The organism is Paraclostridium sp. AKS73 (genome assembly GCF_025671395.1).
Classification (GTDB): domain Bacteria; phylum Bacillota; class Clostridia; order Peptostreptococcales; family Peptostreptococcaceae; genus Paraclostridium; species Paraclostridium benzoelyticum.
This window is the reverse complement of record NZ_JAIXHU010000003.1, coordinates 59,731-86,087: the sequence shown is the minus strand read 5'-3', so window position 1 is coordinate 86,087 and position 26,357 is coordinate 59,731. Positions and strand designations below refer to the sequence as shown.

Below are 26,357 nucleotides of genomic sequence, written 5' to 3'. Positions count from 1 at the left end.
ATTTAATAATATTAATTAAAAATACGAATATATTAATAATAATAATTTACTTTGATTTTTATAAATTTTAAAAGGTATTATTAAGCTGTAAAAAGATTAGTTACAGTGTGGTAACAAATATTAAAATTAGTTACCAAATTATGTATAATCATTAGTACTTAGAGCGAATTTAGGGAGGGGTGCAAGTGAAGTATACAAGTTTAAGACTAAAAGCATTATTAGTTATAATGTTAATTGGAGTATTCAGTATAATTGGATGCAGTAAAGTCAGTCAAGAGCAGAGCGAAATAACATTAGGAGAAAAAGTTGAAAAACTATTAAAATATAAAGATTCTTATATAGGAGATAATAGTGCTGTTGGAAATATTTCAAATTATTTGCTTGCAAGTGATAATTTACAAGGGTTTGAATTAAAAACGGGGGAAAAGCCTTATGAAATTACATTAAATTATAAAACATTCGAGGATTCCCAAATTATTATAAGTACAAATGAAACAATTACTCTTCCATTTTCAGATGTAATGATAAAGAATACAATGGTTTTATTTTCTCTTATAAAAAACGTAGATATTATAAATTTAGAATTAGACGATGGATCAACTATTACTTATAAAAAAACTGAGTTAGTTGATGCCTATGGAGATAAATATGGAAAAAACTAGAAAAATAATAGAAAATAAAAACAAGTTTAGAAAATTTTCTAACAGGAGAGGTATAAAATAAATAATATATATTTAAGAATCTAAGCATACAAAATTAAGATTTGCTCAGATTCTTTTTTTACGCTTAAAAAATCATACTTAACTAATATTTGCGGATAATTTATGAAATACAGTTATACAAATGTTCTGGAGAAAGTAAAAAATGACATTTTGAGCAACGGACGGAGTCGTTTGAGTAACGTGACACGAGTTTACCGAGTGGACGTTGACGACATGAAATTTGAGCGACATGAGCGAAGCGAATTTTTTGTTAAATTGGAAAGTTTAATTATAGTTATTTTTTACATTGAACTAATATGTGTTATATGAAATAATATATATTAAAGAAAATATAGAAGGAGAGTAAATTATGAAAAATAATAATTATAAAGAGCTGGGAGTTGTACTTCTTAACAAATAAGGAGTTACAAATAGATGAACTCCTTATTTGTTAAGTTCGTAGAATATACAACTTAAAAATAAAGGAGATTATAAAATTGAAATATAAAAATGCAAAAAATATATTACCCCAAGATTTATTACAACAAATTCAACAATATATTCAAGGTGATGTAATTTATATTCCTATATATAATAATGAAAAAATACCATGGGGACAAAAAAATGGAGCTAGAGAAGCTATATATACTAGAAACAAAAGTATATTTAAGTTATATAAACAAGGTTATTCAATTGATGAAATAGTGAACATATATAATTTATCTGAATCTAGTATAAGAAAAATAATATCAAAAATAAAAAAGAAACTGATAAGGATACTTTAAATCTAGGAGGAGCTACAAATGAATAAAATGACTTTAGAAAAACTACAGCTAAATGAGTTTAAGGAAATGGTAAAAGTTCATTGTGTTAGTTCTCTAGGCAAAGATCTCATAGATAAATTAAGTGCCAGCAAGAATTTAAGTGTAGTAAAAAGGAGATTAAATGAAAATAAGGAAGCCAAAAATGTAATTTTAAATAGTAACCACATACCTTTAGAAGGGTTATTTAATATATACTCAATTATTGAAAAAGTTGAAAAAGGAATGATTTTGGATCCTATAGAACTTATAAAAGTAGAGGACTTTTTAAGAGGCAGCAAAAAAATTAAACAGTTTATGAACGAAAAAGAATTTTATGCACCTACATTAAGTTCATATTCAGTTAATATAGCTGAGTGCGACTTTATAGAAAATGAGATAAACTACAGTATAAAAGGAAATAAAGTTGATTCTAACGCTTCTAAAGAATTAAAAAAATAAGACGAAACATTGAAGTATGTGAAGACAAGATAAAAGAAAGATTAAATAAGTTTTTAACATCTAGTAGTAATAAAAGGTATATTCAAGAATTTATAATTTCAAAGAGAAATGATAGATATGTTATACCTATAAAGTCTTCGTATAAAAATGAAGTTGAGGGTACTATTTTAGACTCATCATCAAAAGGAACTACAGTTTTTATAGAACCTAATAATGTATCTAAATTTAGTTTAGATTTAATTAGGTTAAAATCAGATGAAAGTATAGAAGAATATAAAATATTATCATATTTAACGGAGTTAATATTTGAAAAATTAGATGAAATTAAACTGAATGTGGAAATCATAGGAGAGTATGATATGGTTTTTGCAAAAGCTAAACACAGTCTAAATAATAAATGTATAACACCATTGGTAAATAATAAAGGTTATATAAAAATAAAAAAAGGTAAACACCCTCTTTTAAAAGGAAAAGTTATTCCACTTGACTTTGAGATCGGAAAAGATTACAGAGGCTTAATAATAACAGGTCCAAATGCAGGTGGCAAGACATTATCACTAAAAACAGTAGGATTACTTACATTAATAGCTCAGTGTGGATTTGATATAAGTGCAGAAGAAGATACTGAAATTAGTGTTTTTGAAAATATATTTGTAGATATAGGAGATAATCAAAGTATAGAAAATTCACTTAGTACATTCTCATCTCATATAAAAAATATAGCAGAAATTATGAATTTGAGTAATAAGTCTACATTGGTACTATTTGATGAAATAGGAAGCGGAACAGAACCAAATGAAGGAGCTTCGCTAGCGATAGCAATACTCGAAGAGTTTTATCATATGGGATGCATAGTTGTTGCATCTACTCATTATGGAGAGATTAAAAATTTTGCCAATATGCATTCTGAATTTGAAAATGCAGGAATGCTATTTGATAAAGAAACATTAGAACCGTTATACAAATTAGTTATAGGTAAATCTGAAGATAGCAATGCATTATTCATTTCAAAAAATGGGAATAAGAGATAAAGTTTTAAAACGAGCTGAGTTATATATTAATGATAAACAGTATAATTTAGAATTAGTTAAGAGAAGCAAAATAGAAAAAAATGATGAAGTAGAAGAAAAGTATATAATAAAAAATGATTATAGAATAGGGGATAAGGTCTTTTTATTAGAACAAGACGACTATGCAATTATTCATAAAGAGGTTGATAAATTAACAATGTAGAAGTTTTATACAAAAATGAATTTATTCAAATAAATATAAAGAAAATAAAGATGTATTTAAAATCATCACAGTTGTATCCTGATGGTTATGATATTAATAGTTTATTTACTTCATATGAAAATAGAAAGTTAGAAAAAGATATTAAAAGAGGTTCTAAAAAGCTTTAAAAAATATTCAAAAGAAATAAAAAATAATAAATCAAAATAAAAATATCCATAGCATAAAAATATGCTATGGATATTTTATTTTGAAATTTTCAAAAAATAAGTTGATTCGGATAAATGTAAATGTTAAAACAAATAAAAACAAACAAAATTATGTAAAATAACAGAAAATATTCGAAAAATATTGTATAATAGACTTAGTGCTTAAAAAATAAGAGGATTATTGTTGATATATAGATAAAAATACAGACATAATGTTTTGAAAACATATATGTGTATATGGAGTGGGTATATGGAAACTACAATTTTAAAAACTGAGAGGTTATTGTTTAGAAAAATTTTAAAAGGAGATTATTCAGAGATTGCAAGTATACTTCAAGATATTGAGGTTATGTATGCATGGGAAAAAACGTTTTCGAATGAAGAGGTTGAACAGTGGATACATGAAAATATCAAAAGGTATGAAAATGAGGGGTATAGCTATTTTTTAATAACTGAAAAAATGTCGGGGAAAACGGTTGGCCTTGCAGGGCCTTTAATTGAAAATATAAAAGAAGAAAAGTTTATAGGTATTGCGTATATTCTAAAGAAGGAATTTTGGAATAAAGGTTATGGGACTGAATCAGCAAAAGAGTGTATTAGATATGCTTTTGAGGAGTTAAATGCAAATGAAGTTATAGCCCAAATAAGGACGAACAATATAAATTCCCAAAACGTAGCTAATAGATTAAATATGAAACAAGTAAATAAATATATAAAGATATATGAAAAAAGGAAATGGAGCATTTAATTTATTCTATAAAACGTGAAGACTACTTTGAATTATTGGGAGAAGAATAAGTGCTTCACAATATTAACGATAATGTATACTCTTAAAAAATCTAAATCTATAGATTAAATTTGAATTACGACTTCTTTAAAGATATATAGCAAACATTTTTAAATGTTAAGTTAAATAAAATTTTACTAAATTATTTTTGCAATTTAGATAAAAGACAATGACAATGTGCTATAATTAACCTTAATATAACATATCTGTAAAATTAAAATAACTTTACTTTATCTAAAGATTTAGAATGATTCAACGTAAGTAATATTATATATGACTATAGTATATTAATTGAAAAATGAGGAGATAGAGTTAAATGATTGGTATAATAGGATCAACTAGTATCGAAATACAATCTATAAAGGATAATATGTTCATAGAAAGAAAAGAGAAGTATGCAGGATTTGATTTTTATATATGTAAGTATAAAGAGTTAGATGTTGTAGTTACAAGTTGCAGTGTTGGGAAAGTAAATGCTTCAAGTTGTACTCAAATATTGATAGATAAATTTAATGTAAAAAAATAATTAATACAGGAATTGCAGGAAGCTTAAATGATAATGTAAAACTTGGGGACATTGTTATTTCAGATGATATTACATATCATGATGTTAGGCCTATCCAAATGAAAAATTGTTTTCCATTTAAGCAATTTTTTAACTCAGATGAAGAACTTAAAAATATAGCACTTAGAGCATATGAAAGTAGTGGTTTAAACTGTCATAATTGCCACATAGGAAGAATGGTAACAGGAGATGCATTTATAGCTGATACGGACTTAAAATATAGACTAATAAACGATTATAGCCCATATTGCGTAGAGATGGAAGGTTCAGCAATAGCACATGTATGCGATATAAACAATGTACCATTCTTAATAGTAAGAAGCATTTCTGATAATGCAGATGATAATGCAGCGATAGCATATAGGGAATTTGAAATAATAGCCTCAAATAATTCTGCAAAATTGGTTATAAATATGTTAGATCTTATGGGAAAATAGAAACAATATAATTAAACTGTATCAAAAGTATGATCAATAAAAATATAGCTAAAAAGTTATAGTCGTTGATCTCAAGAATATTTGATACAGTATTTTTTTACAATCAATGTAAGATTCTAAAAAATATAAACTAAAAATTTAAATCTGAATCTATATTGGAATTAAATTCTAAGCATTAGTCTATATTTAAAGATATAAAGTAAAAAAGAGAGGTAATTAAATGGAAATGTCAAAGGTTTACTATTGTAGCTTATATTCAGACTCACAAAGTAGAAACTTACCGAACAATGTAAAAAAGTTATTTGAAAGGGCTAGTTTTCGAGAATTTATAAGTGAAAATGAGCAAGTAGCTGTTAAATTGCATTTTGGAGAAAAAGGAAATACTACATATATGAGTCCTATTGCGGTTAGGCAAGTAGTTGATAAAGTAAAAGAGTACGGGGGAAAACCATTTTTAACAGATACAAATACTCTTTATTCAGGGAGTAGAACAAATTCAGTTGACCATATAACAACGGCTATTGAAAATGGATTTGCTTATGCAGTTGTAAATGCCCCAATAATTATAGCGGATGGTCTGTATAGTAGAAATTCAACAGATGTAGAAATTAATCAAAAACATTTTGATAAAGTAAAAATTGGAGGAGAAATTTACAATTCTCCTGCAATGATTGTAATGAGTCATTTTAAAGGTCATGAGATGGCTGGGTTTGGAGGAGCTCTTAAAAATTTAGCAATGGGGTGTGCAAGTGCACCAGGAAAACAAATGCAACATTCAGATGCAAAACCTGGGGTAGATAATGATAAGTGTATTGGATGTAATAAATGTGCAAAATCTTGTCCAGTAGGAGCGATAAACATAGAAGAAAAGAAAGCTAAAATAAATCATGATATTTGCTATGGATGTGGAGAGTGCCCAACGGTATGTCCAACTAGAGCTATAACTATACAGTGGGCAACTGATTCTAATATATTTGTAGAAAAAATGGCTGAATATGCATATGGAGCTATTAGTAACAAAAAAGATAAAGTAGGATTTATAACATTTGTTATGAATGTAACTCCACTTTGTGATTGTGTTCCGTGGTCAGGAAGACCTATATCTCACGATATAGGGATACTTGCATCTAAGGATCCAGTTGCACTTGATAAAGCTTGTTATGATTTGGTATGTGCGGAAATGAAGCATGATGTATTTAAACATGAACATCCAGGTGTTAATGGAATGAGAATTATAGACTATGCACATGAAATGGGAATGGGTAATATAGAGTATGAATTGATTAAAATTTAAAATTAAAATGCCACCTATAAGAATTTATAGGCGGCATTTTAATTTTAAATTTATTTCCAAACTCTTTTTGCTCCAAATAACTCTTGAATGTATCCGCATAAAGAAACTGGAGACATGATAAGTTGATAGCATAAAATAAATAAAACAAACCCAATTAAATTTTTTCTAACTTTCAGTTTAAGTTTTTAAAAACTACATTAGATTGGTAATGGTATAGTATACCGAAACTTATAAAAGTAAGAGGTAATACTAATAACATCATAGGGCCAACTATAGCGTAGTTACCCCAAAATAGAGCTAAAATTAAGCCTGGAATCCAGAAAAATGTATAACTAAGGTCCATATATGGAATTATTAGATCTATTCCAGTTAAAAATTTAGAAAACATAGATGGCTGTCTCCAGGGTTTAACTTCTCGAAGGCCCTCAATCATACCTCTAGCCCACCTTGAACGTTGTTTTATGAAGTGTGAAAATTTTGTTGGAACATCTGTAAATGCTATTGCCATAGGCTCAAAATACACCTTTTTGTTTTTAGCAAGTATCTTCCACGTAAGCACTATATCTTCTCCTATAGCATCTGACCATCCTCCTAGCTCAGATACAACCTCAGTTTTATATAAGGAGAATGCCCCTTGTGCAACTAATGTTCCTTGATATAATCCTTGCATTCTTTTAATGGATGCTATACTTAAGAAGTAATCCCATTCTTGGATTTTAGATAGCCAATTATCTCTACTATTTCGAACAAGCATTGAACCAGCAACAGCACAAACTTCACCTGATGAAGATTTTATTCTTCCAACAAGGTTTCTTATAGCATTTTTATGAATTAAGGTATCGGCATCTAACGTTATTACAAACTCTGTATTTACATGATTTAATCCATGATTAAGTGCGTTGAATTTTCCTGGAGTAGGTTCAGACAATAACAAGATATCCATATTTAATTCCTTCATAGCTCTTTTTACCTCTGAGCCAGTTTTATCATTGGAGTTATTATCAATTACTATTGTGTGTATATTTCCATTATAGTTTTGATTGCTAACATATTTTAAAGTATTAAAAATACCAATCTCCTCATTGAAAGCAGAAATTAAAAGAGTTATATCATCGTCTGCATTATAATTGTTCAATTCAGGCTGCTTGTCTAACAATAAACTGACTATTAAAAATATGTTCATAAAACCGGGTATAAGAGCAATACCACTTACTATAAATACTGCCCAAAAGTGATTAAGTATAATGGATAAATCATCAATCCAAGGTTTGGATAAATTTATTGCTATTAATGTCCACAATATAGAAATTATTAAGCTTATAAAAAATTTACTCTTTACACTTATATAAACTTTAGAATTATTTTTAAAATTATTATTTAAGTCATTTGAGTTATAGACAGGGGCATTTTTAATTTCTTTTTTTGTCTCACTAACTACTTCTTCCATATTAAACACCGCCTTAGATTTTATAGACTTAGACAATATTACATAAAAAAATAAAGTAATTCTAGTGTAAAATTAAGGTAAATGAGTGGGTATTATATATAAAGCTTGTAAAATATATAGGTTTGTACTAATTAAAAAATAAAGGATAATTTGTTAAAAATTTGAATATATATACATTTAGAGTTAAGAGAGGAGGGGTTTGATGATCCAAGCATATTATCCAAACAATACATACCATTTAGGGATATTGATGATTGGTATTGGGATTGCTATTAGATACTTATCAGGTGAGTATCCTAATGGATTTGGATATAAGTCTGTAATCTCTAAAAGAAACAGATATTATTGGAAAGAAGGTAATGAATATTCGGGGAAGATTTGTATAATATCAGGCGTTTTATATACTATATGCTTTTTCATAATAGACACATTTAATATTAATATTGGTAATGCAATTTTAATATCAATAATGGCATTTACTGTTTTGATGTTTGCTATAATATCACTTACTGAATATCATTTATATAAGATCTATAAAATCAACAATGCTTAATAAATACATAAAAAAGGCATTTTAATTAATATAAAATGCTTTTATGTATTTTAATAGAAACATTCATTTTAAATAGTTAATAAGTTATTAGCTATTACAGTTATAATAAAATTACATCGAAAATCTAAATGAGTAAATAATAAGTAAAAAATAAAGTGAGGTCAAAACAATGAGTAGAAAAATAATTTTAAATTTAGCTATAAGTATTGATGGATATATAGCATCTGAAGATGGTGGATTTGACTGGATAGTTGGAGATGGAGATAAAAGTTTAGATACAGAGAAAAAATGGGATTTTAATGGTTTTTTAGACACTATAGATGTAGTAGTAATGGGTAAAAATTGTTATGATCAAAACTTTCATAAAGACTTTAAAAATAAAAAAGTATATATTGCAACATCGAAAGACTTAAAAGATTATGAAAATATATATTTTATAAAAGGTGATATAGTAAAAACAATTGAAGAAGAAAAACAAAAAGGGAAATGGAAATATTTATTTTGGGAGTTGGGAAGTAAGCTATTGATCCATTTATAAAGGCTAATATTATAGATGAATATATAATAGGTATTATACCTACGATATTGGGTAAAGGAAGAAAATTATTTTTAGAGAATAATCCTAAAATAGACTTACACTTAGATGAATATATTACTGATGAGGGCGTTGTAATTCTTAGATATTCAAAAAGATAAGAAGTTATGACTTTGTATACTTATTTTATGTTTAAGTAAAATGAATATGATTTTGATTAAATATAATAATAATTACATATAGTTAAGTTTGTATTTTAGAAAGGAATAGTATATGAAAATATATATTTTAAAAGTTGATTTAAGGGCTGTATGGGTACATTCTTTAAAAGAAAAAAGAATGGTAGTAAAGAGTATAACAAGTAAATTAAAAAATAAATTTAATATTTCTGTAGCTGAAATTGAAAACCAAGATGTACATCAAATTATTACAATTGGCGTAATTGGTATATCTTTAGACCAAAGCACTTGTTATAGTAATAAAGAAAATATAATAAATTTTATAGAAACAAATACAGATGCAGAAATTATTAATATTGATGAAGATGTATTAAATATATAGAAAAATTAAAAATAGTGATAATTAAGAATATATTTCATATTTATGAGAAATCTAATTGTAGTATATATTAAAAAGGAGTTTTTGTCATAATGAAAAAAACATTTATATTAACTGCAATTCTAACTTTACTATGTACTACAATTACCTTTTCACAACCTAGCGAACATGTAATGTCGTCCGTTAAAGATTTGATTAGAGTACAGAATGACTTAGATATGATTATCAAAAAAATTATTTCTTGTGAGTATGATAAAGTATCTATGGAAAAGACTCTTAAATTTGATGGGGAGATTTTAAGTAGTATATTTAACAAATGTAATACTAACTACATTAAGGGAGATTCAAATCTTGTAAGAAGAGAAACAGATACTATTTTTTACATTGCCTCAATATATAGATTATCTATAAATGGAATTTTACTTTATTTAGAAGATAAAAATAATTACGAAGCTTATTTTTTAGATTCAGTAGCTCAATATAAAGGAGGAAGCCTTGCATTAGATCAATTTAGGCAAACTTTAGAAAGAGTATATAAAATTAAAATATAAAAAAGTCATAATTTAATTAATATCTTTTTATATTTAATTTTATATTGTAGATATTTGTATATTAACTAGATTTTTAGCACAATTTTTAAATCTATATTCGAATTTGTAACAAATATCTGTTAAACACTAAACCACTTTCTTTAATATTAAAATCAAAAAAATACATAATTCTAAACTATATAATAAATTAATAGTTACAATCTATAAGATTAGCTATATATATAGAAAATATCAATTGTACAAAAAATAAATTAAAAATTATAATAAGTGTATAAATTATAAAAATAATGTATAATGGAGGGGAAATTTGTGAATAAAGAGCAAAGAGTGTCAGAAATAAGAAATAGAGCAGAGGGATATTTTGAAAGAGGTGAATTTTTCTGTTCAGAGGCAGTTGTAAAAACTATAAATGATGAACTAGGAAAACCATTTAGTGATGAAGTTACAAAGTTAGCTTCAGGATTTCCAATTGGTGTAGGAAAATCAGGATGTCTTTGTGGTGCTGTAAGTGGAGGTGTTATGGCATTAGGAATGGTATACGGTAGATGTCATGGAGAAGCAATGCATGAAGATATGTTTAAACATGCAGCTGATTTACACGATAGAATAAAAGAACTATATAAAAGTACTTGTTGTAGAGTGATGACTAGAAACTTTGAGTTCCAATCACCAGAAAGAAAAGCACACTGTATTAAAATAACAGGAGAAGTTGCAGCTTATATAGCTGAAAAGTTAATAGATGATGGAAAATTAAAATAAGTAGGTGTACATATGGAAGCTAAAAATAGAGAGGTTAAGTCAAATTTTGAAGACATGCCTGTTGCAATAGCTGGGATTGCACTTGGGTTTATGAGTATATCCACAGCATTACTTGAGTTTAACGTAACTTGGGTACGTCATCTAGCTGTAATATTTTCAATATTATGTATAGGATTTTTATTAATAAAGTTAATACTACATCCAAAAAAAAGTTATGAATGAAATAAAGCATCCAATGGCTGGAAGTATTTATCCAACTATATTTATGACACTTATGTTAGTAGCAGTTTATTTAGTGGAAATAAATCCATCAATAGCTATTGGATTATGGCTAGGTGCAACAGCTTTGCATTTTTTAACTTTTATAATATTTGCAGTTTATATGATTAAAGATTTCAAAATGGAAAATATGATTCCAAGTTGGTTTATTCCAACTGTAGGAATTGGCCTGGCAGCTGTTACAAGTAAACCTATGAATATGCCTGAAATTTCTAAAGCATTATTTTATTATTCACTTATAGCATTTGTAGTACTATTCCCTATTATGATGTACAGACTTTTATCTATGGAAAAACTAACTGGACCAAAAGTTCCAACTTTAATGATAATGGTAGCTCCAGCAAATATATGTTTAGCCGCTTATTTTGCAATTGCAGATAAGCCAAATGCTATGTTTGTAAGTATTTTGGCAGCTGCTTCATACATATCACTTTTATATGGGTACACAATACTTCCAAAACTTATAAAATTACCTTATTCTCCAGGTCTTGCTCCACTTACTTTCCCACTTGGAATAAGTGTTGTTGCATCTCAGAGATATGCAAAATACCTGGGTAAGGTAGGATCTCAGCTAGAGAGTACGGTTAGAGCCTTTTTATATGTTCAAGTTATAATAGCTATATTGGTTATTGGATATATAGTAATAAAGACAGTTGAATTTCTATATAAAAAATTTAATACAAATAAATCTAAAAATGTAAATGCTATGGAGTAGTATAATTAACTATGATAAAAATTAAAAAAATTTAAATTATGCGTATATAATTTAATGAAATGGTTAATATATAATCAGACAGTTAATTAAGGTTGATTGTCAAACCATTACTTACTATTTAAAAGCTAGATAAATTCTAATCTTTTGATAGTGACTTTGGGAGTGATGGGGGCTTGGTACTTGAAAAAGTATCATATTAGATATAATGAATCTACTAGATAATCTCGGTCTACTAGAGTGCAGTTAGTTTTAGTCTAAAGTCCAAAGATTAGACTTCAAGCTAAATTGCAAACTATATTTAATAAAAGTCAAAAGAGGAATAGGATGTAATTAATATTACTCCTAAAAAAGCACTGATTTTGAAAGCAAATGCTGTCAAATCAGTGCTTTTTTCTTTTAATATGAAGATTAAAATAATATATTTTAAATTTATTGAAATAAAATTATATTGATATTATTATAACAATTTGATAGGATAATAGTGAAATTTAAATGAAATGTTTTTATAAAGGGGAGAAATTATGAGTTATAAAAAGGGAGTAAAAAGACTAGCAGCAATAGCTATATCAGCAGGAGTTATAGCACCAATTATGCAACCAACAGTTTCAGAAGCTGCAAAAAAGGAAAATTCAACTGTTGATTTTCGAATAATGGCTACAACGGATTTACATGCTAATATAATGGATCATGATTATTTTACAGATAAACAAGATCCTAACATTGGATTATCAAGATTATCAACTATAATCGAAAAGTCAAAAAAGAAGTAGATAAAGATACAAAAACAAAATATAGACAACTCAATATTAGTAGATAATGGAGATGTAATACAAGGGAACCCATTATCCACAGTATATGCAATGAATGAAGAAACAAAAGTTAAACCAGGAGAGAAATACCCTGTATATGAAGCGTTAGATATACTAGGTTATGATGCAACTACATTAGGGAATCATGAATTTAATTATGGACTTGACTTTTTAAAACAAATAACAAAGAAAAATGTAATGAGAACAAATATTGTTAATGCGAACGTTTTAGATAACAATGGGAAGAATATATTCAATCCATATAATATAATAAATGAAACAGTAATAGATTCAAACGGTAAAAAACAAAAAGTTAAAATAGGAATAACTGGAGTTGTGCCACCTCAAATATTAAATTGGGATAAGAAAAACTTACAAGGTAAAGTTAAAGTTGAAGATATGAAAACTTCAGTTGAGAAAATAACCAAAAAATTGAAAGAAAAACATAAGGTTGATATAGTAATAGCTTTAGCGCACACTGGAACAGGTGAGAGTGATGAGCATATAATGAACTCTGAAAATGCTGCATATCAATTAACAAAAGTAAAAGGGTTAGATGTTGTTGTAGCAGGTCACTCCCATTCAACAACACAAACAGAAATGAATGGAGTTCAAATTATACAGCCTGCTAACTGGGGAAAAGAGTTAGGAATAGTTGATTTAAAATTGGAACAAAAGGGAAAAACTTGGGTTGTTAATGATAAAGAAAGTAAGGTATCAAGGAAAAATGTAAAAGAATTAAAGCCAGAAAATAATCCGATTATAACTAAAAATAAAGATTTGAAAAAAGCACATGAAGCTACAATAGAATTTATAAATAAGCCTGTAGGAGAAACCACTAAAGAGTTAAATAGTTTCTTTTCACTAGTATCAGATAATGAATCAGTTGAATTAGTAGCACAGGCTCAAAAGTGGTATGCTAAAAACAAAATAGAACAAGGACAAGATGAACTTAAACAATATAAAGATTTACCTATATTATCTGCAGCAGCTCCATTTAAAGCAGGAGGACGAGAATTCAATGATTCAACTAACTATGTAGATATAAAATCGGGAGAACTTAAAATAAAAGACTTATCAAACTTGTATTTATATGATAATACTATAAGCATATTAAAGATAAATGGAGCACAAATAAAAGAATGGTTAGAAATGACAAGTGGTATGTACAACACGATAAATCCTACCTCAAACGAAGATCAGCAATTGTTTAATCCTGCATATAGATCATATAATTTTGATTCTATAGAAGGTCTTACATATGAAATAGATGTAACTAAAAAAGCCAAATATGATAGCAATGGAAATACTATAAATCAAGATTCACAAAGAATATCAAATTTAAAATACAATGGTAGAAAATTAGATCCAAATCAAGAATTTTTAGTAGTTACTAATAACTATAGAGCAAGTGGAACTTTCCCTGGAATTAAAGATGCACAAGTAGTTTACTCATCTCCTGATGAAAACAGACAAGCAGTAATAAATTACATAAAAGAAACAGGAAAAATAACTCCTTCAAAAGATAATAACTGGAAAATCAAGCCAGTAAAAACAAATGCTAAAGTTTTATTTAATTCTCATAAAAATGGAGAAAGTTATTTAAATGATATACCGAGTGTGAAAAAAGTAAAAGATTTGGACAATGAAATGGCTACTTATGCTTATGATTTAAGCAAAGCAGAAGGTGATAAAAATACGGTAGATGTTCAATTGTTATCGTTTAATGATTTACATGGGCAATTTGATGTAGATTCTAAATTGGGTGGAGGTATAGATAATTTATCAGCGTATTTAAAAAAATTACAAAGTGAAAATAAAAATACACTTACACTTTCAGCTGGAGATGCAGTAGGAGGAAGTCCTGCTGTTACAGCATTAAAACAAGACCAACCAACTTTAGAAATAATGAAAGAAATGAATGTAGATGTAGTGACTACGGGAAATCATGAATATGATGAAGGCACAAGTGAATTAGCTAGGATAATACAAGGCGGAACTCACTCATCAGGACTTAATTGGGAAGGATCTCAAAGCTTTAATTGGGTAACGGCTAACGTTGTAGCAAATAAAGATATGAAGTTTGGAAATAAGGAAGTAAAAAAAGGAGAGCCAATACTAAGCCCATATACTATAAAAGAATTTGATGGGGTAAAAGTAGGTGTAATAGGTATAGTAACAACAGATACTGCAAGAAAAGTTGTACCTGCAGGTATAAAAGATGTGGACTTTATAGATGAGGTGAGTGCTATAGATAAATATACTAAAGAGCTTCAGCAACAAGGTGTAAAAACTATAATAGTATTATCTCATGTGCCAGCGCTAACAGATAAAGATACAGGAAAACTTGTAGATTTAGAGGGAAGTAGCGATATATATGATATATCTCGAAAGGTAAATGATGAGGTTGATGTAATAATGGCAGCTGATAATCATCAGTTTGCAAACTCAGTTGTAAAAAGAGAAGGAAAAGATGATATAGTAGTAACTCAAGCATATTCTAAATCTACTAATATAAGTGATATAGATTTGGTTATAGATAAAGAAAGTGGAGATGTAGTATCTTCAAAAGCAGAAATATTACCAATAGACCCTAAAAATATATCAACAGATAAAGCTGTCACACTTATGGTTCAAAAAGCAAGGGAAGATGTTAAACCTTTACTTGAAAGAAAAGTAGGTTTCGCAGAAGAATTTATTTCAAGAAATATAGAAGGTGCAAATGGAGAATCAGAACTTGGAAGAATGATAGCAGATGCTCAACTATGGGCAGCTAAAGAAAAAGGTGAAGATGTTCAGATATCAATGATGAATATAGGTGGAGTAAGAGCTGATTTACAACAAGGTGATGTAACATATGAAGATGTTTACACAATACAACCATTTGGAAATGATTTAACAAAGCTTACATTAAGTGGGGCACAATTAAAAACAATTTTAGAAACTCAGAATATACATGATTGGGTAATTGGTATGCAACAAGGAAAATACAATAGGCCAAGAATGTTACAAGTAGAAGGATTTACATATAAATGGCACCCAGAACTTGTTAATGGTAACTGGGTTGTAAAAGTAGATAGCATAAATTTAAAAGATGAAAATAAAACACAAGTAACAAATGATATGAAAATAAATACTGTAGCTAATATATTTTTAGCACAAGGCGGAGACGGATTTATTACGTTCAAAGAAGTAAACTATGAAGTTATTATGAGTGATTTAGAAGCTTTTGAAAAATATACTGAAGCATTTTCAAAATTAGATAGTGATAATGATGGAACGATTGGATTAAACAAACCAGATATAAATAAAAATCCTAATTTAGTAAATTTAGATCAGAACTTTGATGGCAAAATTGATTAATTAAAAATAAAAAAATTTAAAATTTAAAATAACATATTATTTATGATAATGGTTAATATATAATCAGACAGTTAATTAAGGTTGATTGTCAAACCAACACTTACTAAGCAAAAGCTAGATTATATCTAACCTTTTGGTAGTGTCTTTGGGAGTGATGGTGACTGGGTACTTGAAAAAGTATCGTATTAAATATAATGAATCTACTAGAAAACCTCGGTCTACTAGAGTGCAGTTAGTTTTAGTCTAAAGTCCAAAGGTTAGAGTTCAAGCTAAATTGCAAACTATATTTAATAAAAGTCAAAAGAGGAATAGGATGTAATTTGATATTACTCCTAAAAAAGCACTGATTTTGAAAGTGAATACTATCAAATCAGTGCTTTTTAATTTTAAGAATTTTGTTTATAATCTATTAATAATGGATATATATATAATAATAAAATTTATACATTAAAAAAATAACTAAAGATTAGGAGATATATAGATGGCATTAGAAATGGAAAAATATTTAAAAGTAAGAAAAGCTCAAGTACAAGGAGCTAGAACTGTTGATGAACTTAAAAAAATATCAGATATAGTTATTGAAAATGAAGAAGAGCTTAAAGAAGTAGAAACTCTTATAAAAAATGCATGTAAATGTAAGAATGTATCAATAGAAACAATAGTAGAAGCAGTAAAAAATGGAGCTGATACAGTTGAAAAAGTTGGAGAAGTAACTAAAGCAGGTACAGGATGTGGAAGGTGTAAAGGAATTATATCAAATATCATAGAAAATAAAAGATAATTAATTATGATTTTATTATAGCTTTAAAAAGGGATATGTATTAATACATATCCTTTTTTGGTTTGACAGTTTTGAAAAAATAAATTTTAAGAATTATTTAAGGTTAAAGAAAGATTACTTTAAGATTTAAATATTAAAATATATTTATAAATTAGTTAAAGGAGATTATTTTATGAATATTAAAATATATAAAAAATTAGCTATAATATTAACTTTATCAGTTGTTATTTTTAGTACTACAGGATGTGAATCCTTAGGAGATTTTAACCTTTTTAAAAAATCAAATTCTAATAAAGAATATTCTATATCAAGTATGCTAGAAAATGCAGCTTTAACAGTTGAAAATATTACTTCTGATGTAATTGGATTCACAAAAGACTTTATAGGAAATGAAGATTTCAGAGAAGATGAGATAGAAAAATTAAAGAACTACCAAACAATATTAAAGATAATATTGATATATTTGGAAAAATTCGGATGGTTTTGGATTCAACGAAAGTAGTAGTATTGTAAAATGGGGGGCTGATGTATATCAAAAGGTTAAAGGTTTAATAAATGAGTTGATAGAATTAAATTAGAAGAGAAAAATAAGCATTATATAAAATAAAGCTATATCTTAATATTAAGATATAGCTTTATTTTATATAAAAACATAAAAATTTAAAAATATATTGACAAAGCTAAATCATAAATATATTATATTAATAACAACTTTGTTAGCACTCAATTATAAAGAGTGATAATAAAAATAATTTAGAAATTATTACTTATAAATAATTAATATATATTATAGATAACGGAGGTATTGTGTATATGAATATAGAAAAAATGACAGTAAGAGTACAAAAAGGCTTAAATGAAGCTTTTAATATAGCGGTAAAAAATCATAATCAACAAGTGGATGCAATACATCTATTAAGTGCACTTGTAAATCAAGAGGATGGTCTTATTCCAAATATACTAGAAAAGATGAACGTGTCTGTTGATGCATTTAATAACAGTATAAATTCAGAACTTAATAAATTACCACAAATACATGGTGAAGGTATAAATTCACAAGGAGTAACAGCTACAAGAAAGATAAATGAAATTTTAATTAAAGCAGAAGAAATATCTAAAGAATTTAAAGATGCATATATAAGTGTAGAACATGTTATGATTGCAATAATGGAAGTTGAATCAAAAACAAATATAGGTAAGATATTAAAGCAATATAATATAAATAAGAATGATTTTTTAAATGTACTATCAAAAGTTAGAGGAAATCAAAGAGTAGAAACTCAAGATCCAGAAGGAACTTATGAAGCATTAGCTAGATATGCTACAAACTTGGTAGAATTAGCTAAGAAAAACAAGTTAGACCCTGTAATAGGAAGAGATGAAGAAATAAGAAGAGTTATAAGAATATTATCAAGAAGAACTAAAAACAATCCTGTATTAATAGGAGAGCCAGGAGTTGGTAAAACAGCCATAGTAGAAGGACTAGCTGAAAGAATAGTTAGAGGCGATGTCCCTGAAGGATTAAAGGATAAAGTAATATTCTCATTAGATATGGGATCTTTAATTGCAGGGGCTAAATATAGAGGTGAGTTTGAAGAAAGATTAAAAGCAGTTCTTAAAGAGGTACAAGGTGCAGAAGGTAAGATAATTTTATTTATAGATGAGATACACACAATAGTTGGAGCTGGAAAAACTGATGGAGCAATGGATGCAGGAAATTTAATAAAACCTATGTTAGCTCGTGGAGAACTAAACTGTATAGGAGCAACTACTTTTGATGAGTATAGACAATATATTGAAAAAGACAAGGCTCTTGAAAGACGTTTCCAACCAGTTATGGCTGAAGAACCTAGTGTTAATGATACAATTTCAATACTTCGTGGACTTAAAGAAAGATTTGAAATTCATCATGGAATAAGAATACATGATAATGCTATAATTGCAGCTGCAAAATTATCGGATAGATATATACAAGATAGATTTTTACCAGATAAAGCTATAGATTTAATAGACGAAGCTGGAGCTATGATTAGAAGTGAGATAGATTCTCTTCCAACAGAGCTTGATACAGTGAGAAGAAAGTTATTAACATTAGAAACAGAAAGAGAAGCATTGCTAAAAGAAAATGATGAGAAAAGTAAAGAAAGACTTGAAAAACTAGGAAAAGAATTAGCTGAATTAAAATCTAAAAACGACGAAATGACTGCTAAGTATGAAAAAGAGAAAAGTCAAATATTAGAAATAAGAAATTTAAAAGAACAGCTTGATGAAGCTAAAGGAAATGTTGAAAAATATGAGAGAGAGTATGACTTTAACAAAGCAGCAGAACTAAAATATGGAGTAATACCTAAATTAGAAGAACAAATAAAGGCACATGAAGAAAAAATGCAAGAAAGCTATGAAAATGCTTTATTAAAAGAAGAAGTAACAGAAAATGAAATTTCTCAAATAGTTGCTAAGTGGACAGGTATACCAGTTACTAAACTTGTAGAGGGAGAAAGAGAAAAACTATTAAAGTTAGAAGATGAACTACACAAAAGAGTAATTGGACAAGACGAAGCTGTAACTGCTGTAAGTAATGCGGTAATACGTGCTCGTGCAGGACTTAAAGATGAGAATAAGCCAATAGGTTCATTTATATTCTTAGGACCTACGGGGGTAGGTAAAACAGAGCTTGCTAAAACTCTAGCTAACAAACTATTTGATAGTGAAGACAATATTATAAGGATTGATATGTCAGAATACATGGAAAAACATGCAGTATCAAGACTTATAGGGCCTCCTCCAGGATATGTAGGATATGAGGAAGGTGGACAATTGACAGAAGCTGTAAGAAGAAATCCATATTCTGTATTATTATTTGATGAGATAGAGAAAGCACATGAGGATGTATTTAACTTATTCCTTCAAATATTAGATGATGGAAGACTTACTGACAATAAAGGCAAAACAGTAGATTTTAAAAATACTATCATAATAATGACTTCAAATATAGGTAGCTCATATTTATTAGAAGCTGGAGAAGATATTAATGATGAAGCTAAAGAATTAGTTATGAACGAAATGAAGAGAAGATTTAAGCCAGAATTCTTAAATAGAGTTGATGATATTATAATGTTTAAACCATTAGATAAAGAAGGAATAAAACAAATTATAGACATCTTTATGAAATCTTTAAGAAATAGATTACAAGATAAGAGCATAGAAATTGAAGTTACAGAAAGAGCAAAAGACATAATGGTTAAAGAAGGATATGATCCAATTTACGGAGCTAGACCATTAAAAAGATATATAAGTAATGTACTAGAAACTATGATAGCTAAAAAGTTAATAGCAGGAGAAATATATAACGGATGCACTATAGTAGTTGATGAAGAAAATGAAAATATAAACATATATGTAAAATAGTTTAATGAAACAAGATTGAAAAGTACTACCTAAAACTTAGGTAGTACTTTTTGTGTAATTTTAAATTTTGAGTGACAAAATTGTAACGCTATATAACTTTAAATATAAACGTACCAAATTTTTTTTATGCTAAAATAAAAAAAGAATGTAATTTAAATGGTTAAAAGAGGGGATTATTATGAAATTTGTATCAATAAGGAAATGTGATGACTATTGCTATGAAAATATAAAAAAATCAATAGAGAAAAACTTAGAAGATATTGGCGGAATAGAAAAATATATAAACCCAAATAGCAAAGTATTAATAAAACCAAATTTACTTATGAAAAAAATACCAGAAGAAGCTACAACAACACATCCAATAGTAGTTAAAGTTGTATGTGAAATGCTTCTTAAATTAAATTGTGAGATAGTAATTGCTGATAGTCCAGGAGGGCCATATACTACATCAGCTTTAAAAGGTATATACAAATCAACTGGGATGAAAGATATAGCGGATGAATTAGGAATAACTCTAAACTATGATGTGAGTGAAGTAAAAGTAGAAAATGAAAACTCTAAAGCATTAAGATTTATGGATATAATAACTCCAATAAAAGAAGTTGACCATATAATTAATATATGTAAATTAAAGACTCATGGTATGGCTACATTTACTGGAGGAGTTAAAAATCTATATGGATCTATTGCTGGATTAAAAAAAGCAGAAATACATTATAGATTTCCAAGTGAAGAAATATTTTGTGAAGATGTATTATTAGATATATGCTCATATGTAAATCCAACACTAACTATTATGGATGGAATTGTTGGCATGGAAGGAGAAGGACCTTCTGCAGGAAATCCGAGACATATTGGAACAACCTTAGTATCAACAAGTCCATATGCGTTAGATTCAATAGCTTGCAAACTTATAAATTTAGATATAAACAAGGTTCCAACTGTAAGAGGAAGTATAAAAAGGGGATACATAAAGAACGATTTAAGTGATGTTAAAACAATAGGTGATGATATAAGTCAATTTGTTGTAAAGGATTTTAAAATACCAAAAACAAGCAAAGATTTTAGATTACTATCATCAACTTTACCTAAGTTTATACATGAACCTCTTACAAAATTATTAACTCCAAAACCAGTTGTTTCTTACAATAAGTGCGTGAAATGTAAAAAATGTATAGAGGCATGTCCAGCAAAGGTTATAAGTTTAGATTCAAAAATAGAAATAGATTTAAGTAAATGTATAAGATGTTTTTGCTGCCATGAATTATGTCCTAAAAAAGCTATAGATATAAAACGAAGCATAGTATTTAAGTTAATAAAATAATAATAATTGGAGAGTAAATATGAAAAGATTTGAATATCAAGTATTAACACTTGAAGGATTAGATATAGAAGATGAACTAAACAAATATGGTCAAGAAGGTTGGGAATTAGTAGCAATAGATCAACGTGGAAGACAGTATTTAAAGAGAGAAATAAATATATAAGCATAAAAGGCTAGTTGAAATGAATTTGTTTATTTTAACTAGCTTTTTAAAATAGTGTTTAACAAAATTCTAATAAAATACATATAATAAAAAGTGTCAGTGTAATGTAAAAGCACAAAATTTATTTTAGGGGGAGTGTTTCATGAGGGTAGACTGCAAACTATACGAGTTTAGGGGTGTATGGGTAGCAACAGTGTATGATATAGATTGGCCCAAGACAAAAAATGATGCTGAAGCACAAAAGAAAGAATTTATACAGTTATTAGATAAATTGCAAAGTCTAAATTTTAATGTAGTTATGGTTCAAATTAGACCTACATCAGATACTTTTTACAAATCAAAAATCAATCCATGGTCATCATACCTTACAGGAACACAAGGAAAAGATCCAGGGTATGACCCACTTCAATTTATGTTAGATGAAACACATAAAAGAAATATGAAATTTTATGGATGGCTAAATCCATATAGAGTAACTACTAAAGGAACTGATCTAAGTGTGTTAGCAGACAATAACCCAGCAAAATTAAATCCTGACTGGATTTTGGAATTTAATGATGCACTTTCATATAATCCCGAAGATAGAGAGGTAATAACTATTTAGCAACTACAGTTTTTGAAATAGTTTCTAATTATGATGTAGACGGAATAATATTTGATGAATATTTCTATCCAGAAGGTTATCCTATGCCAAAATGTGAGTGTAAATGGATTTGTAAATGTGGATGCTGGGAATGTGTAAATATTGGAGATTATAGAAGATCAGCTATAAATTATTTAATAAAAACTATATATAAAGTTATAAAAGCTACAAATCCAAAGGTTCAGTTTGGAATAAGTCCTTTCCCAGTATGGAAGAATAAAAGCAGTGATATAAATGGATCTAATACAAATGCGCTAGAAGGGTATTACGCTTTATACTCAGACCCTCTAACTTGGATACAAGAAGGAACTGTAGATTTTATAGCACCACAAATATATTGGGCAACTAACGACAAAAAAAATCCGTATGAAACACTAGTTAGATGGTGGTCTAATGTAGTGGAAGGTACGAATGTAAAACTATATATTGCACAAAGTATAAATAAGGCAGAGACAGCTAAAGAGTTAGACAAACAAATTGCTATAAATAGACAGTACCCAGAGGTTAAAGGAAATATATTATTTAGTTATAGAGATATAGCTAGTAATAATGAAGGTATAGTCCAACAATTAGAAAAGGCATATTCAGAAAAGGCATGTATCTTATAAAAAATAGCCCTTATAATAAGATTTATTTAAACAATAGAAATATGTGTTTAAAAAAACTATTATAAGGGTTTTTTTATGCTAAATATTCAATTAAATTAAAAATATACATTACAATTAAAATATTTGTAAGTAAACTCAAAAAAGAGTTAAGCGAAATTTCAGCATTAGAACCAACCTTTATTACAGGAGCTAAAGGTAATCTATATTTTTTACAAGATGGATAAAAAAGACAAACTCCACTAGAGTTGAACATATCCAAAAGTATATGAGATATACAACCTAATATAAAACCATAAAACATTATAAATATATACACATCTAAGAATACAAGTATGTACGGATATAATAGTTTAAATCCAATATCTATTAACAATGATATAAAAATTAAGAAATATATAAATAAGGCACTGTGAGTAAAACCTCTGTGGTGAAACTTATTATTAATTATTTTAGATAAAATATTAAACTTTTTTCCTATATAAGATTGTGGACAGTCTATGTCAGGGAAAATAGAGCCTAACTTTAAGAAGTAAATATATAATAACAGGAAAATAGAAATTTCTATTAAATTGAAATTGGAAATTATGTAATTATAAAATGGACCTAAAAATAACATACCTAAAAATATACCGCCATTGATATGAGTGTCATATTTAATTAAAATCACCTCCCATAGATTATATTCAAAATATGGAAAATTTTTCATTGAATTATTCTGAAAAAATATGGAAAAGTTACATAAAGTCAACTATAGATGGAATAAAAAAGGGAAGAGATGAACTTTTAGAAAAAGCTATAGAAGTTATAAAAACTAAATAAAAATTCGCTTCGCTCATGTCGCTCAAATTTAATATCGTCAACGTCCACTCGATAAACTCTTGTCCCGTTACTTAAACGACTTCGTCAGTTGCTCAAAATGTCATTTTTTACTTTCATCAAGATTTTGATATGACTATAATTTATAAGTTATTCACAAATATTCGTTAATCATAAATTCCTTAAGCGTAAAAAATAAATATAAGGATATAAAATTTTCTAGCCTTATATTTATTTAAATATGTGCACATAATTATTAGTATATAGAATGAAATAATAAATAATTATTAAATCAAGGAAAGACAAATATATGAAAATAAAATGGGAAGAAAAATTTATCGAACTATATACTAAAGGAAAAGTGCAAGAAGCTAAAGAGTTAAAAAATATACATGTTCCAAGTAAGCTATACAAATACCAAAAAATAGATGAAAATAGACTGAAAAATTTAGAAGATGGAAAACTATACTTTCAATAGAGAGCATTTAAATGATCCCTTTGACTTACTACCAGTACATTATAATGAAGATGAGATAATACGCTTCTTAAAAGGAGAATATTGTCCAGCAAATAACTTATCAAAATTAGAAATAATAAGTAAGATAGATAAAGTTTTAAATAGCTTTAGCGACCACATAAAAATACTATCTCTAAGTACTAGTATATACAACATACCTCTATGGACTCATTATGGAGATAACCATAGGGGTATGTGTATTGAATATGATATAGACAATTTGGATAGAAACAGCGATTTTTATGATTGCTTATTAAAAGTAAGTTATATAGATAAAAAAGTAGAAATAACTGAAGTTTTGAAAAATACTTTATCTAATCTAATAAATAATGATGAGTTAAAACTAGATTCTATGTTTTGTTATACTTCACACTGACAATGAAACATAAAAGCTGGCAATATGAAAATGAATGGAGAATTATATTAAAAAGCAATAGTGGAGAATGTGGTATAGAAAAAAGCCTAATGAAAGTAAAGTCTATTTATTTAGGCAAAGACTGTAGTAAAGAAAATATAGAAAGAGTTATAGAAATTTCTAAAAACTAAAGTGCAAAGTCTACAAAATGGAATATTCTAAAGGTATTGATTTTAGATTGATACCAAAAAAGGTATAGAAATTTTAAAAATTTCTATACCTTTTTGTGCTTAAGGAAGTTTTAATTACTAAAAATTCCATTAAATAGACGAAAACTATTCATGATTGAAATAGATTAATCATATTTAAAATATGATTAAAACAAGGTATATAGAATAAACAAATTGAATAGGTATTTAATAATATTATATAAACTAGGAGGGATTTTATGGAATTTGAAATTACAAAGGAAATTTTTACTGTGAATTTGGACATGATAGCAACTTTAGCACTAGCTACATTACTTTTGATTTTAGGAAATTACTTAAGAAAAAAGATTAGTTTTTTAGACAAATTTTGCATTCCAGGGCCAGTTATAGGAGGGCTTTTATTTGCAATTATAATATTTATTTCAAAGACTGTAAATTTATTTAACTTAGAGATGGATACAACTTTACAATCACCGTTTATGATAGCTTTCTTTACCACGATAGGATTAGGAGCTAGCTTTTCTCTTATAAAAAAGGGTGGAAAATTATTAATAATTTATTGGATATTGTGTGGAGGACTTGCTATATTTCAAAATGTAATAGGTATTATAGGGGCAAAGCTAACAAATATAAACCCTCTTATAGGTATTATGTGTGGAGGTGTTTCTATGGAAGGTGGTCATGCAAATGCAGCTTCCTTTGGGGCAACCATAGAAGGGTTAGGGGTAAATGGCGCGCTTACAATAGGTATGGCAGCAGCGACATTTGGCGTTATTTTTGGAGGAATTATAGGAGGTCCAGCTTCTCGATATTTAATAGATAAGTACAATTTAAAACCATTAGTAGAAGAATATGATAAAAATATATCTGTAGAAGAAACGGCAGGAATAAAATTAAGTGACTCATTCAATTCAAGTACTATGATAACTCAAATTGCAGTTATAGCATCTTGCATGACTATTGGAAATTTATTTGGGTCATGGTTTTCAAATGCTACAGGTGTAGTACTTCCAGGATATGTAGGTGCAATGTTTGTTGCAGTTTTATTTAGAAATTTAAATGACAAGATAAATATTGTGAAAATAGATCTGTATTCAGTTGATATAATAAGCAATGTTTGTTTAGGAATATTTTTAACAATGGCACTTATGAGTATAAAATTATGGGAATTAGCAGGACTTGCAGGACCGATGATAGCAATAGTTCTTGCTCAAGTTATATTTATAGCATTATATGGAATATTTATTGGATTTAGATTATTAGGAAAAGATTTTGATGCGGCAGTTATGGTTTCAGGCATGTTAGGTCATGGACTTGGAGCAACTCCTAATGCACTAGCTAATATAAATTCTGTAACTTCTAAGTATGGAAATTCAACAAAGGCTTTTTTAATAGTACCTTTAGTTGGAGCATTTTTAGTAGATTTAGTGGGAATACCGACAATTGTAACTTTTATAAACTTTTTTAGTTAACTACCCA

Annotated in this window: 30 protein-coding genes and 1 pseudogene; 29 read left to right on the top strand and 2 right to left on the bottom strand. The window is 27.6% G+C overall.

All coding sequences use genetic code 11. The features are described 5' to 3' along the window. The first annotated feature begins 185 nt into the window (after positions 1-185). From LEQ07_RS03100 to LEQ07_RS03070, 8 genes and pseudogenes are all read left to right on the top strand, one after another. Positions 186-662, top strand: a complete 477-nt coding sequence (locus LEQ07_RS03100; protein WP_263329490.1) for a DUF4825 domain-containing protein — start codon at positions 186-188, stop codon at positions 660-662. Between the two features lie 536 nt (positions 663-1,198). Beyond that, a complete protein-coding gene (locus tag LEQ07_RS03095) occupies positions 1,199-1,486 on the top strand; it encodes a CD3324 family protein (protein WP_332842868.1) in 288 nt (95 codons plus the stop codon). Positions 1,487-1,504: 18 nt separating this feature from the next. Next, positions 1,505-1,963 carry a hypothetical protein gene (locus LEQ07_RS20605; protein WP_332842867.1) on the top strand — a complete coding sequence of 153 codons (459 nt, stop codon included), beginning with the start codon at positions 1,505-1,507 and terminating at the stop codon, positions 1,961-1,963. Beyond that, on the top strand, positions 1,951-2,994 hold the full coding sequence (locus LEQ07_RS22830) for an endonuclease MutS2 (RefSeq protein WP_442952394.1): 1,044 nt from the start codon (positions 1,951-1,953) through the stop codon (positions 2,992-2,994). Before LEQ07_RS20605 ends, LEQ07_RS22830 begins: the two co-directional genes overlap by 13 nt. Further along, complete coding sequence (locus tag LEQ07_RS20595; RefSeq protein WP_332842865.1) at positions 2,978-3,196, top strand: hypothetical protein; 219 nt, start codon at positions 2,978-2,980, stop codon at positions 3,194-3,196. The genes LEQ07_RS22830 and LEQ07_RS20595 overlap by 17 nt, the downstream gene beginning before the upstream one ends. A 456-nt stretch (positions 3,197-3,652) precedes the next feature. Further along, the gene (locus tag LEQ07_RS03085; protein WP_263329489.1) at positions 3,653-4,150 is read left to right on the top strand and encodes a GNAT family N-acetyltransferase; all 498 of its coding nucleotides are present in this window, start codon (positions 3,653-3,655) and stop codon (positions 4,148-4,150) included. Positions 4,151-4,505: 355 nt separating this feature from the next. Then, positions 4,506-5,191 (top strand): annotated as a pseudogene (locus LEQ07_RS03075) (5'-methylthioadenosine/adenosylhomocysteine nucleosidase). A 220-nt stretch (positions 5,192-5,411) separates the two neighbouring features. Continuing rightward, positions 5,412-6,485 (top strand): DUF362 domain-containing protein, encoded by a 1,074-nt coding sequence (locus LEQ07_RS03070; RefSeq protein ID WP_046823811.1) that lies wholly within the window; start codon positions 5,412-5,414, stop codon positions 6,483-6,485. Positions 6,486-6,657: 172 nt separating this feature from the next. Here LEQ07_RS03070 and LEQ07_RS03065 read toward each other — a convergent pair whose 3' ends face one another. After that, the gene (locus LEQ07_RS03065) at positions 6,658-7,932 is read right to left on the bottom strand and encodes a glycosyltransferase family 2 protein (RefSeq protein WP_263329487.1); all 1,275 of its coding nucleotides are present in this window, start codon (positions 7,930-7,932) and stop codon (positions 6,658-6,660) included. Positions 7,933-8,134: 202 nt separating this feature from the next. On the opposite strand from LEQ07_RS03065, the gene LEQ07_RS03060 reads away from it, so the two are divergent. The 16 genes from LEQ07_RS03060 (at position 8,135) to LEQ07_RS02985 (ending at position 22,981) form a co-directional block, all read left to right on the top strand. Then, the gene (locus tag LEQ07_RS03060; protein WP_046823812.1) at positions 8,135-8,485 is read left to right on the top strand and encodes an SdpI family protein; all 351 of its coding nucleotides are present in this window, start codon (positions 8,135-8,137) and stop codon (positions 8,483-8,485) included. Between the two features lie 169 nt (positions 8,486-8,654). After that, entirely contained in the window at positions 8,655-9,023 is a 369-nt protein-coding gene (locus tag LEQ07_RS03055; RefSeq protein WP_332842864.1) for a dihydrofolate reductase family protein, read from the top strand. A 270-nt stretch (positions 9,024-9,293) separates the two neighbouring features. Continuing rightward, positions 9,294-9,581 carry a DUF503 domain-containing protein gene (locus LEQ07_RS03050; protein WP_263329486.1) on the top strand — a complete coding sequence of 96 codons (288 nt, stop codon included), beginning with the start codon at positions 9,294-9,296 and terminating at the stop codon, positions 9,579-9,581. Positions 9,582-9,670: 89 nt separating this feature from the next. Next, entirely contained in the window at positions 9,671-10,129 is a 459-nt protein-coding gene (locus LEQ07_RS03045) for a hypothetical protein (RefSeq protein WP_046824447.1), read from the top strand. 309 nt (positions 10,130-10,438) lie between these two features. After that, the gene (locus LEQ07_RS03040; RefSeq protein WP_226896712.1) at positions 10,439-10,888 is read left to right on the top strand and encodes a C-GCAxxG-C-C family protein; all 450 of its coding nucleotides are present in this window, start codon (positions 10,439-10,441) and stop codon (positions 10,886-10,888) included. Positions 10,889-10,900: 12 nt separating this feature from the next. Continuing rightward, entirely contained in the window at positions 10,901-11,110 is a 210-nt protein-coding gene (locus LEQ07_RS03035) for a hypothetical protein (protein WP_263329485.1), read from the top strand. After that, on the top strand, positions 11,103-11,882 hold the full coding sequence (locus LEQ07_RS03030; RefSeq protein WP_263329484.1) for a TDT family transporter: 780 nt from the start codon (positions 11,103-11,105) through the stop codon (positions 11,880-11,882). The genes LEQ07_RS03035 and LEQ07_RS03030 overlap by 8 nt, the downstream gene beginning before the upstream one ends. 521 nt (positions 11,883-12,403) lie before the next feature. Beyond that, complete coding sequence (locus LEQ07_RS03025; RefSeq protein ID WP_263329483.1) at positions 12,404-12,652, top strand: hypothetical protein; 249 nt, start codon at positions 12,404-12,406, stop codon at positions 12,650-12,652. Beyond that, complete coding sequence (locus tag LEQ07_RS03020; RefSeq protein WP_317852001.1) at positions 12,653-16,054, top strand: bifunctional 2',3'-cyclic-nucleotide 2'-phosphodiesterase/3'-nucleotidase; 3,402 nt, start codon at positions 12,653-12,655, stop codon at positions 16,052-16,054. A gap of 481 nt (positions 16,055-16,535) precedes the next feature. Next, positions 16,536-16,835: a (2Fe-2S)-binding protein gene (locus LEQ07_RS03015; RefSeq protein ID WP_046824293.1), complete on the top strand. Its 300-nt coding sequence runs from the start codon at positions 16,536-16,538 to the stop codon at positions 16,833-16,835. A gap of 172 nt (positions 16,836-17,007) precedes the next feature. After that, positions 17,008-17,337, top strand: coding sequence for a hypothetical protein (locus tag LEQ07_RS03010; RefSeq protein ID WP_263329481.1), 330 nt, complete (start codon positions 17,008-17,010; stop codon positions 17,335-17,337). Positions 17,338-17,648: 311 nt separating this feature from the next. Further along, positions 17,649-20,243, top strand: a complete 2,595-nt coding sequence (gene clpB / locus LEQ07_RS03005) for an ATP-dependent chaperone ClpB (RefSeq protein WP_263329480.1) — start codon at positions 17,649-17,651, stop codon at positions 20,241-20,243. 178 nt (positions 20,244-20,421) lie between these two features. Next, a complete protein-coding gene (locus tag LEQ07_RS03000; RefSeq protein ID WP_046823963.1) occupies positions 20,422-21,567 on the top strand; it encodes a DUF362 domain-containing protein in 1,146 nt (381 codons plus the stop codon). A gap of 19 nt (positions 21,568-21,586) precedes the next feature. Further along, positions 21,587-21,730, top strand: coding sequence for a DUF4177 domain-containing protein (locus LEQ07_RS02995; protein ID WP_142730124.1), 144 nt, complete (start codon positions 21,587-21,589; stop codon positions 21,728-21,730). Positions 21,731-21,872: 142 nt separating this feature from the next. Further along, entirely contained in the window at positions 21,873-22,334 is a 462-nt protein-coding gene (locus LEQ07_RS02990; protein ID WP_263329479.1) for a glycoside hydrolase family 10 protein, read from the top strand. A gap of 17 nt (positions 22,335-22,351) precedes the next feature. Next, complete coding sequence (locus LEQ07_RS02985) at positions 22,352-22,981, top strand: glycoside hydrolase family 10 protein (RefSeq protein ID WP_317852000.1); 630 nt, start codon at positions 22,352-22,354, stop codon at positions 22,979-22,981. Between the two features lie 73 nt (positions 22,982-23,054). Here LEQ07_RS02985 and LEQ07_RS02980 read toward each other — a convergent pair whose 3' ends face one another. Further along, positions 23,055-23,687 carry a metal-dependent hydrolase gene (locus LEQ07_RS02980; protein WP_046823961.1) on the bottom strand — a complete coding sequence of 211 codons (633 nt, stop codon included), beginning with the start codon at positions 23,685-23,687 and terminating at the stop codon, positions 23,055-23,057. Here LEQ07_RS02980 and LEQ07_RS02975 point away from each other — a divergent pair. The 5 genes from LEQ07_RS02975 to gltS all read left to right on the top strand — a co-directional run bounded on the left by LEQ07_RS02975 (position 23,672) and on the right by gltS (position 26,350). After that, positions 23,672-23,800 (top strand): hypothetical protein, encoded by a 129-nt coding sequence (locus LEQ07_RS02975; RefSeq protein WP_263329478.1) that lies wholly within the window; start codon positions 23,672-23,674, stop codon positions 23,798-23,800. The two genes, LEQ07_RS02980 and LEQ07_RS02975, sit on opposite strands and share 16 nt — an antisense overlap. Before the next feature lie 307 nt (positions 23,801-24,107). Further along, the gene (locus LEQ07_RS02970; protein WP_263329477.1) at positions 24,108-24,275 is read left to right on the top strand and encodes a hypothetical protein; all 168 of its coding nucleotides are present in this window, start codon (positions 24,108-24,110) and stop codon (positions 24,273-24,275) included. Continuing rightward, the gene (locus LEQ07_RS02965) at positions 24,253-24,690 is read left to right on the top strand and encodes a DUF2971 domain-containing protein (protein WP_263329476.1); all 438 of its coding nucleotides are present in this window, start codon (positions 24,253-24,255) and stop codon (positions 24,688-24,690) included. The genes LEQ07_RS02970 and LEQ07_RS02965 overlap by 23 nt, the downstream gene beginning before the upstream one ends. A 2-nt stretch (positions 24,691-24,692) precedes the next feature. After that, positions 24,693-24,860, top strand: coding sequence for a hypothetical protein (locus LEQ07_RS02960; RefSeq protein ID WP_263329475.1), 168 nt, complete (start codon positions 24,693-24,695; stop codon positions 24,858-24,860). Between the two features lie 257 nt (positions 24,861-25,117). Further along, on the top strand, positions 25,118-26,350 hold the full coding sequence (gene gltS / locus LEQ07_RS02955) for a sodium/glutamate symporter (protein WP_263329474.1): 1,233 nt from the start codon (positions 25,118-25,120) through the stop codon (positions 26,348-26,350). The last annotated feature ends 7 nt before the right edge of the window (positions 26,351-26,357 follow it).